The organism is Massilimicrobiota sp. An134 (assembly GCF_002160815.1).
In the GTDB taxonomy this organism is placed as follows: domain Bacteria; phylum Bacillota_I; class Bacilli_A; order Erysipelotrichales; family Coprobacillaceae; genus Allocoprobacillus; species Allocoprobacillus merdigallinarum.
The window spans coordinates 1-8980 of record NZ_NFLH01000055.1; the positions used below are offsets into that span (position 1 = coordinate 1).

Consider the following 8980-nt stretch of genomic DNA (forward strand, 5'->3'; position numbering starts at 1 on the left):
CATGCTTTGGTCCCCGTTGGGTTATCCCCGCGAGGTAAGTCGGTTGCTTTACATCGCATTGCAGGAGCGATGATTTCAAAAGAAATATATATTAAGCGCAAGAACGTGCGCACGAAAAGGAGGAATAAAAATGAACTATGGGTATATAAGAGTATCATCAAAAGATCAATGCGAGGATAGACAATTCCTGGTATTAAAACAATTTGATATTCCAAGAAAAAATATTTATGTAGATAAGGTGAGTGGAAAGAATTTTGATCGACCACAGTATAATCGTTTAGTGAAGAAATTAAGGAAAGGAGATGTTTTGATTGTTTTATCTATTGATAGACTAGGAAGAAATTATGATGAAATACAAAATCAATGGAGAATCATCACAAAAGTGAAACAAGTCGATATTGTTGTCTTAGATATGCCTTTATTGGATACAAGAAAGAAAGGAGATCAAGATTTAACAGGGACATTTATTGCGGATATGGTATTGCAGATATTGGCATATGTTGCACAAATAGAGCGTGAGAATATTAAACAAAGACAAAAGGAAGGTATTTATGCTGCAAAAAGTAGAGGTGTTATTTTTGGTAGACCTAGAAAAGATGTTCCACAAAATTTCAAAGAGATTAAAAATCAATGGCTTCAAAATCAAATCACATCTCGACAGGCAGCTAAAGCATTAGGAATTGCGCAAAGTACGTTTTTAAGATGGGTACAGGAAATTGTATAACCCTTCAAAAGAAATGTTTATTGATAAGTAAAACTTATGGATTGGATAAGAAATTGGAATTGTTCCAAAAGAGTAAAAATCATACAATAAAACTAACAAAGGAGGATGCATTTTATGAACGATTTTCAATTTCAAAATACAACCAAAGTCTATTTTGGTCAAAACCAATTACAACATTTACATGAAGAAGTTTTGAAATATGGTGATAAAGTCTTAATTGCACATGGAGGAGATTTTATTCAAAACTCTCCATTATATAGTCGTGTTATCAAAGAGCTAGAATCGCATAAGATTACAGTTTATGAGTTAGGTGCAGTTGAACCGAATCCTAGACATACAACTGTCAATCGTGGTGTCAAAATATGTAAAGAACATGGAATTCAAACAGTCTTAGCTATTGGTGGTGGTTCAACCATTGATTGTTGTAAAGCCATTGCGGCGACAACGTTATCAAATACAGATGATATTTGGGATTTGGTAGAAGGTAAAACAACTTGGAAAGATGCTTTAGCCGTGATTGCAATGCCAACAATTGCTTCCACTGGAAGTGAAATGGATAAGTCATGCGTGATTGCAAATGTCAAATTAGGAATTAAGAGTGGTATTAATGCGGAACCGATTAGACCCAAAGCTGCATTTCTAGATCCAACGAATACATTGACTGTTCCTGCTTTTCAGACAGCATGTGGGGGATTTGATATTATGGCACACATGTTTGATATGAACTATTTTGTGAATGCTAAAAAATATCCATTACAGTTTAACGTTGTTGAAACATTGTTAAAAACAGTGAGACAGCAGTTACCAATTGCCATTCAAGAACCAGAGAATTATGAAGCGCGAGCTACTATGTTATGGGCAGCAAGCTGGGCATTGAATAGTTTTTGTACATCTGGATTTCAGACACAGGCTTCTTTACATGCCTTAGAACAATTCTCTTCATCTTATGATTTAACACATGGTTTAGCACTAGCAATCCTTATGCCTAAGTGGATGAAGTATTTATTAGATCGAGACGAAACTGTCATTGATGATTTTGCAAGATTTGGAGTCAATGTCATGGATGTTGAAGAGAATGAAGATAAAAAAGCTGTCGCATATCAAGCTATTGAAGCCTTACAATCTTTTATCAAAGATGAATTAGGATTACCAGTTCATTTATCCGAGTTAGGAATAGATGATAGTCAATTTGAAAAAATGAAAGTAAAAGCATGTTATGGTCAGGAATCCCTGCCAAGAGCATATCGACCATTAACGCAGGAAGATTGTTTCAATATTTATAAAATGTGTCTATAGGAGGTCAAAACAATGAAAGATGTAATGATTGTAACGGGTGCAGGCCAAATCAGCATGGCTATTGCCAGAAGAATTGGTTATGGTAAAAAGATTATAATGGGAGATAAAAGAATTGAAAATGCTAAGACTATCGCAGAAGTGATGAATAATGCTGGATTTGATGTGGTCCCATTTGAAATGGATTTATCTTCTAGAGAATCTATATTCAATATGATAGATGAAGCGAAAAAGTATGGACCTATTACGATGCTGGTCAATGGTGCTGGTGTTTCGCCAAGTCAGGCACCTATTGAAGCTATTTTAAATGTTGATTTATATGGAACAGCAGTTTTATTGGAGGAAGTTGGAAAAGTGATTGAACCAGGTGGTGTGGGTGTGACTATTTCTAGTCAATCAGGATTTAGAATGAAACAATTAACACCTAAGGAAGATGAACAGTTGGCTTGTACGCCAACAGAAGAATTATTAAATTTAGATTTATTAAAAGTCGAAAATATTCAGGATACCTTACATGCTTATCAGTTGGCTAAAAGATGTAATGAAAAAAGAGTCATGGCCCAGTCAGTGAAATGGGGAGAAAAAGGTGCTCGTATTAATGCAATTGCGCCAGGGATTGTCGTTACTCCATTAGCCATTGATGAATTTAATGGACCAAGAGGAGATTTTTATAAGAATATGTTTGCATCTTGTCCAGCTGGTAGACCAGCAACAGCAGACGAAATTGCTAATGTAGCAGAATTATTGATGAGTGATAAAGGTGCTTTTATTACAGGTTCAACATTCTTGATTGATGGTGGCGCAACAGCATCATATTACTATGGACCATTACAACCAAAGGAGAAATAAACAATGGAAAAAAGAAGATTAGGACAAACAGATATGTATGTGAATATGATTGGGCTAGGGTGCATGGGATTATCTCATGCCAGTGGAACACCTCTTCCAAAAGAAGAAGCCTTGCAAGTCTTAAAAGAAGCACATCATATTGGTTATGATTTATATGATACTGCTGAATGTTATACAGGTGTTTATCCTGATGGAAGTATCAGCAATAATGAAGAAATTGTAGGTGAAGCTATTAAAGATTTTAGAGATGACATTGTTCTTTGTACAAAGTTTGGTGTGATGCATAAAGGTGACCATCTTGAATTTGATAGTTCACCACAAAAGATTAGAGAATCTATTGAAGGTTCTTTAAAAAGATTACAGACAGATCATATTGATATTTATTATCAACATAGAATTGATCCTCAAGTAGAACCAGAAGTTGTGGCTGGAGTGATGAAGGATTTGATTCAAGAAGGAAAAATCAAAGCTTGGGGCATTAGTGAAGTGAATGAAGATTATTTAAGAAGAGCACATGCTATCTGTCCTGTGACAGTCATTCAAAATAGATATTCTATGATGGCAAGATGGCATGAACATTTGATTGATGTCTGTCAAGAACTTGGAATAACATATATAGCTTTTTCACCACTAGCAAATGGTGCATTGACAGGAGCTTATCATTCTCAAGCAGATTTTAAAGATGATCAACAGGATTTTAGAAGAAACATGCCTCAATATAGTCAAACAGGCATGATCAAAACAAATGCTTTATTGGAAGTTATCAGTCAAGTTGCAAAGAAATATCATGCGACAAATGCTCAAATATCTTTAGCTTGGATGCTTCATAAATTTCCACATCTTATTCCTATCCCTGGTTCACGCAAAATAGACAGATTATCTTCTAACTTTCAGGCAGGGAATATACAGCTTTTAGAAACAGATATTCAAATGATTGATCATCAATTAGAACAGATGGAATTTGAAGTCTTTGGAGGGCATTAAAATATGAAATCTTTAATCGTTTATTTTTCTCATTGTCATGAAAACTATGTGAATGGGGATATTGTTGATTTAGAAAAAGGAAATACACAAGTGGTTGCTGAAAAGATAAGTCAATATATAGATGCTGATTTATTTGAAATAAAACCTTTACATGATTATCCTGTACAATATCATCAATGTACTCAAGTCGCTAAAGAAGAGATAGAAAATCAAAAAAGACCTAAGATTAAAAACATCATTCCCCATTTTGAACAATATCAAAATATTTATTTAGGTTTTCCTAACTGGTGGGGAACTATGCCAATGTGTGTCTGGACTTTTTTAGAAAGTTATCAGTTTGATGGAAAAGATGTTTATCCTTTTATAACTCATGAAGGAAGTGGCTTTGGAAGAAGTTTACAGGATTTAAAAACAATCATTCCTCATGCTTATATTCATGAAGGACTCGCTATTTTTGGTCACCAGGTATATGAAAGTGAAGACAAAATAAAAAGTTGGGTAGGTGAATAAATCATAATAACAAAAAAAGCACTTGATTATCGACAAAGAGAACTCATCACATTTTGTTTTTTAGTGGCACAAGGTGGATGTGAAGCTCAGTTATCTTCACATACTATTGGTTTTCCAAGAACTTTCAATGCTTTAAAGTGTATTCAAGAGATACAATCATAATCACTGTTGTTTATAAAATCTCTTTTTGATAAAATGGAAACAAGGAGGGTGATAGCTTATGCTACTAAAACAAATGAAATATTTTATAGCTATAGTAGACTATGGAAGTTTTACAGAAGCTGCCGAGCATTGTTTTATTTCACAATCAGCTATCTCTCAACAAATTCAATCATTAGAATCACAGTTACAGGTTCAATTAATGGTTCGTCAGAAAAGACGTTTTGAATTAACCGAAGCAGGTCAATATTTTTATCGACATGCAAAGGCTGTATTGGAAGAAATCGACCAGATTGTTGCACAAACACAAAGACTAGGAGAAGATCATGAATTAACATTACGCATCGGCTATCCTAAGAATTTTAACTTATTTGAGCTTCAACAGGCTATTACACAATTTTGTGAACTATATCCCGAAGTGAAAATTTCTATTGTAAGTGGAACACATGAAGAATTATTTGAATTACTGGTTAATGGACATATTGATTTAAAAGTGAGTGAACAAAGAAGAGCCTATAATGAAGACTATTATAATTATGAATTGAAGTATAGTGATTCTTATGTAGAAATAGCAATGGGAAATCCTTTAAGTCAAAAAGATATTTTAACAGTAGAAGACTTAAAAACATTATCTTGTATATTAGTTGTGTCTAAAGGATATGAAGACTCTGAAAAGAGTTTTTATGAAAAAGATTTAGCTATATCACATCAATTTTTATATGTTGATTCTTTAGAACAAGCCCGTTTAATGGTAGCAGGAAATCGAGGCTATCTTCCTATTGATGTGCTGGGAGAAATGATGACACCTATTCAAGGTATCAAAAGAGTACCTTTATATAAAAATGGAAAACCCATTCAAAGAAACTACTTTGCCTGCTGGCATAAACAACATACAAATTATTACATTGAAGAATTTGCCCAAATGTTAAGGACAGTATTTCAATAAACATACAAAATATCATTCATTGTTTATATGAACAAGAATGATATTTTTTTGATGAAATGGTCAATCTTTTATAGTTTATTTTATAACGTGTTTTTAAATATGCTATAATAAAGAGGAGGCTATCTTATGAATAGAATAGAAAGAAGTCAAAAGAAATATGAAGAATTATTTTTAAATCCACAAACATTAGATTTAAAAGATCCTGAATTTATGACACAGCTACAAAGATTGATATTTGGTGAAGTTTTTTATGTTGGAGATTTGACAGATAGACAAAGAGAACTCATCACATGTAGTGTTTTAACAGTTTTACAGACTTTACCACAATTAAAGGCACATCTGAATGCTGCCTTGAATGTAGGTGTTTTACCATTAGAATTAAAAGAATCATTGTATCAATGTGCTCCATTTATTGGTTATCCGAGAACATTGAATGCAGTGAATGTATTGAATGAAGTTTTAGAAGGCAGACATATTTCATTACCACTAGATAATCAGACAAGTATAAAAGATGAAGAAAGATATGAAAAAGGATTAGAAATTCAAAAAGAGTTATATGGTGATGAAATTAAAGACAGATATCGTTATTTACCAGATGATGTCGGTGACGCTTTACCAAGATTTTTAACAGAATGGTGTTTTGGTGACTGTTATACAAGAAAGGTATTAGATATTCCAACAAGAGAATTATTGATCTTTTGTATTTTAACAGCACTCAATGCCTCTGGACAACTTTATGCACATGCTTTAGGAAATATCAAAGTTGGAAACTCTTTACATACACTTTATTATGCATTGATTCAATGCTTACCTTATTTAGGTTTCCCATGTGTGTTTAATGCTTTTAATGCAATTAAAGATTTAGCTGAATAAATATGAATCATAAAGATGGATAGAAATGTTCATCTTTTTTTGTGATTTTGATTGTTGTAAGAAATATTGGGTTATTGTTTCATGTTGATGTTGTAAGCGGAAAAAGTATGCTTTTTAGCTATGCTGTGTGATTGTTTTAAGGTATTGGACGAAAAAGAATATACACATGAAAATAGGAATAAAGAAAGGATGATGAATAATGAAGATATTGGTTGTATATGGAAGTCCACATCAGAAGGGTTCTTCATATTTATTAGCAAATGAATTTATCAAAGGAGTTCAGGAAAATCACCATGAAGTCACTGTTTTTGATGTAGCTCATCATCATATTGCACCCTGTCTAGGATGTGACCATTGTGGAATGAATGGTCCATGTATTCAAAATGATGATATGAGTCAGTTAAGAAAAGACATACTTGATCATGATATGATTGTTTTTGTCACACCACTTTATTACTTTGGAATATCAGCACAGTTAAAAGCAGCCATTGACCGTATTTATAGTTTTACAATGGAATTATCATCCATGCATAAAAAGACTGCTTTTATATGCGCTGCATGGAATAGTTCTCAAGGAACAATGGATGCTGTTAAGATGCATTATGAGGCATTGGTTGACTATATGCATTTTCAAGATGTAGGAAGCATTTTAGCAACTGGATGTGGAACACCATCTATGACTTTGCGTTCACCTTTTATGGAAAAAGCATATCAATTAGGAAAAAGTATCCGATAAGGCTCTTGAAATATCAGGAGCTTTTTCTTTATAATAAATTTAATAAAGGGGCTGAAGAGTATGAAATATTGTGATGAATGTGGACATGAATTGATTGAAAAACCATGTGGAATTGATGGGACAATGCCTTATTGTGAACATTGTCAAAAGTTTAAATTTCCAATGTTTAATAGTGCTATTTCTGCTATTATATTCAATCCACAAAAAGATAAGGTATTGTTAATACAACAATATGGACAGGTAGATTATATTTTGGTGGCGGGATATATAAATAAAGGTGAAAATGCAAAACAGACATTAATTAGAGAGATTCAAGAAGAAGTCAATTTGAAAGTTGTTGATTATATGTACAATGATAATGAGTATTATGCAAAAACAAATACGTTGATGCATAATTATGTTGCAGTGGTTGATTCAGAAGACTTTCATTTAACAAATGAAGTGGATCATGCCAAATGGATTCCTGTTGATGAAGTTTTCGATGTTATGAAACAAGGATCATTAGCCCAATCCTTTGTGAAAAGATATTTAGAAAAGAGGGGTTGATTATGAAGAAAATATTTTTCTTTGATATTGATGGAACATTAGCGATACATGGTGTAATTCCTGAAGGGAATCTCAAAGCTTTAAAATTACTTCAGGATCAGGGATATTTTACATTTATATGTACAGGCAGAGCGCCTTTTTATGCCCAAAATCTTTTTGGAAATCTTGTCAGTGGTCTTATTACATGTAATGGAAGATATATTATATATCAAGGAAAGAAACTGTATGGAAAAGCTTTTTTACCAGAAGAACTGTCATATTATTATGAAAAAATAAAAGCATTCAATGCAGGAGCTATGTTTGTTTCTGATGAGGTTGCCGTTCCTTATTTATTGGATGATGCACAGATTGAAGGTATTAAAGATGAATATGGTATACAACGTATTCAGACAAATGCTTCTTTATTGCCATTTTATACATTTGATTTGTTTTATCATGATCTTCAACAACGTGATACACTGATACAGGCTTTTGATAAAGAATTGGTTATTAATGATCATGGTGGTCATGGCTCATGTGACTGTTCAACCATTGGTTTTGATAAGGGTGATGGTATTGCTTATTTATTGAAATATTTTCATATTGATAAAGAGAATGCCTATGCTTTTGGGGATGGTTATAATGATCAGGCAATGTTTAGAGAAGTAGGGCATGGTATAGCGATGGGAAATGCTGTAGATGTTTTAAAACAAAAAGCGACATATATTACAGATTCTATTGATCAGGATGGTATATTAAAGGCACTACAACATGAAGGAATAGCTTAAAGTTATTCCTTTTTTGTACATGAAGTTTGATTTATGTTATAATAGCGATACTTCAAAGGAAAGGATCTTTATATGGGAAATGTAAAAATAAGAAAAATGGTCCAAGGCGCTATGATTGCCGCTATCTTTGGTGCTTTGTCTATTTTCAATACGTATACAGGCAGTATGTTTGATATATTTATTTGTTATGGCATGGTGATTCCACTTGTCTGGTATAGTTATACATATCGTTTACAGGATGGTCTGTTAGTCAGTTTGATTGCGATGATTGTGATTATGATCACAGGATTACCTTTTTTTGCAATTTCATCATTTTCTTCATGTCTGATTGGTGTTTTTTTAGGTGAAGCTTTAAAACGTCAGGCTTCTCGAGGTGTTTTGTTTTTGGGGACATTATCTCTTACATTTTTCAATAATATCTTGCTTTATGAAGTTTTTGCAGGATTATTAAATATGGATCTGATTGGTGAAATGAAAGACAAACTATTAAATGTCAATAATTAATTTAAAAAATTGATTTTAATAGTGTTTGTCCTGATTGAGAGGAGCAATCCGATGTTGTTTGATGTATTTAGTGGATTTTTGGGTGCACT

At 32.9% G+C, this 8980-nt stretch carries 11 protein-coding genes; all 11 read left to right on the forward strand.

Features of this window, described 5'->3' with window-relative positions:
• The first annotated feature begins 130 nt into the window (after positions 1-130).
• The 11 genes from B5E79_RS12835 (at position 131) to B5E79_RS12885 (ending at position 8891) form a co-directional block, all read left to right on the forward strand.
• A complete protein-coding gene (locus B5E79_RS12835) occupies positions 131-724 on the forward strand; it encodes a recombinase family protein (RefSeq protein ID WP_087298304.1) in 594 nt (197 codons plus the stop codon).
• Between the two features lie 114 nt (positions 725-838).
• The gene (locus B5E79_RS12840) at positions 839-2020 is read left to right on the forward strand and encodes an iron-containing alcohol dehydrogenase (RefSeq protein WP_087298305.1); all 1182 of its coding nucleotides are present in this window, start codon (positions 839-841) and stop codon (positions 2018-2020) included.
• A 12-nt stretch (positions 2021-2032) separates the two neighbouring features.
• The gene (locus B5E79_RS12845; RefSeq protein ID WP_087298306.1) at positions 2033-2866 is read left to right on the forward strand and encodes an SDR family oxidoreductase; all 834 of its coding nucleotides are present in this window, start codon (positions 2033-2035) and stop codon (positions 2864-2866) included.
• Positions 2867-2869: 3 nt separating this feature from the next.
• Positions 2870-3850, forward strand: a complete 981-nt coding sequence (locus tag B5E79_RS12850) for an aldo/keto reductase (RefSeq protein ID WP_087298307.1) — start codon at positions 2870-2872, stop codon at positions 3848-3850.
• 3 nt (positions 3851-3853) lie between these two features.
• Entirely contained in the window at positions 3854-4360 is a 507-nt protein-coding gene (locus tag B5E79_RS12855) for a flavodoxin (RefSeq protein WP_087298308.1), read from the forward strand.
• A 220-nt stretch (positions 4361-4580) separates the two neighbouring features.
• Complete coding sequence (locus tag B5E79_RS12860; RefSeq protein WP_087298309.1) at positions 4581-5465, forward strand: LysR family transcriptional regulator; 885 nt, start codon at positions 4581-4583, stop codon at positions 5463-5465.
• Positions 5466-5591: 126 nt separating this feature from the next.
• Positions 5592-6338 (forward strand): carboxymuconolactone decarboxylase family protein, encoded by a 747-nt coding sequence (locus B5E79_RS12865; protein WP_087298310.1) that lies wholly within the window; start codon positions 5592-5594, stop codon positions 6336-6338.
• A gap of 199 nt (positions 6339-6537) precedes the next feature.
• Positions 6538-7074 (forward strand): flavodoxin family protein, encoded by a 537-nt coding sequence (locus B5E79_RS12870; protein WP_087298311.1) that lies wholly within the window; start codon positions 6538-6540, stop codon positions 7072-7074.
• Between the two features lie 60 nt (positions 7075-7134).
• On the forward strand, positions 7135-7620 hold the full coding sequence (locus tag B5E79_RS12875; protein WP_087298312.1) for an NAD(+) diphosphatase: 486 nt from the start codon (positions 7135-7137) through the stop codon (positions 7618-7620).
• 2 nt (positions 7621-7622) lie between these two features.
• On the forward strand, positions 7623-8387 hold the full coding sequence (locus B5E79_RS12880) for an HAD family hydrolase (RefSeq protein ID WP_087298313.1): 765 nt from the start codon (positions 7623-7625) through the stop codon (positions 8385-8387).
• Positions 8388-8459: 72 nt separating this feature from the next.
• On the forward strand, positions 8460-8891 hold the full coding sequence (locus B5E79_RS12885; protein ID WP_087298314.1) for a DUF2232 domain-containing protein: 432 nt from the start codon (positions 8460-8462) through the stop codon (positions 8889-8891).
• Positions 8892-8980 lie beyond the last annotated feature (89 nt).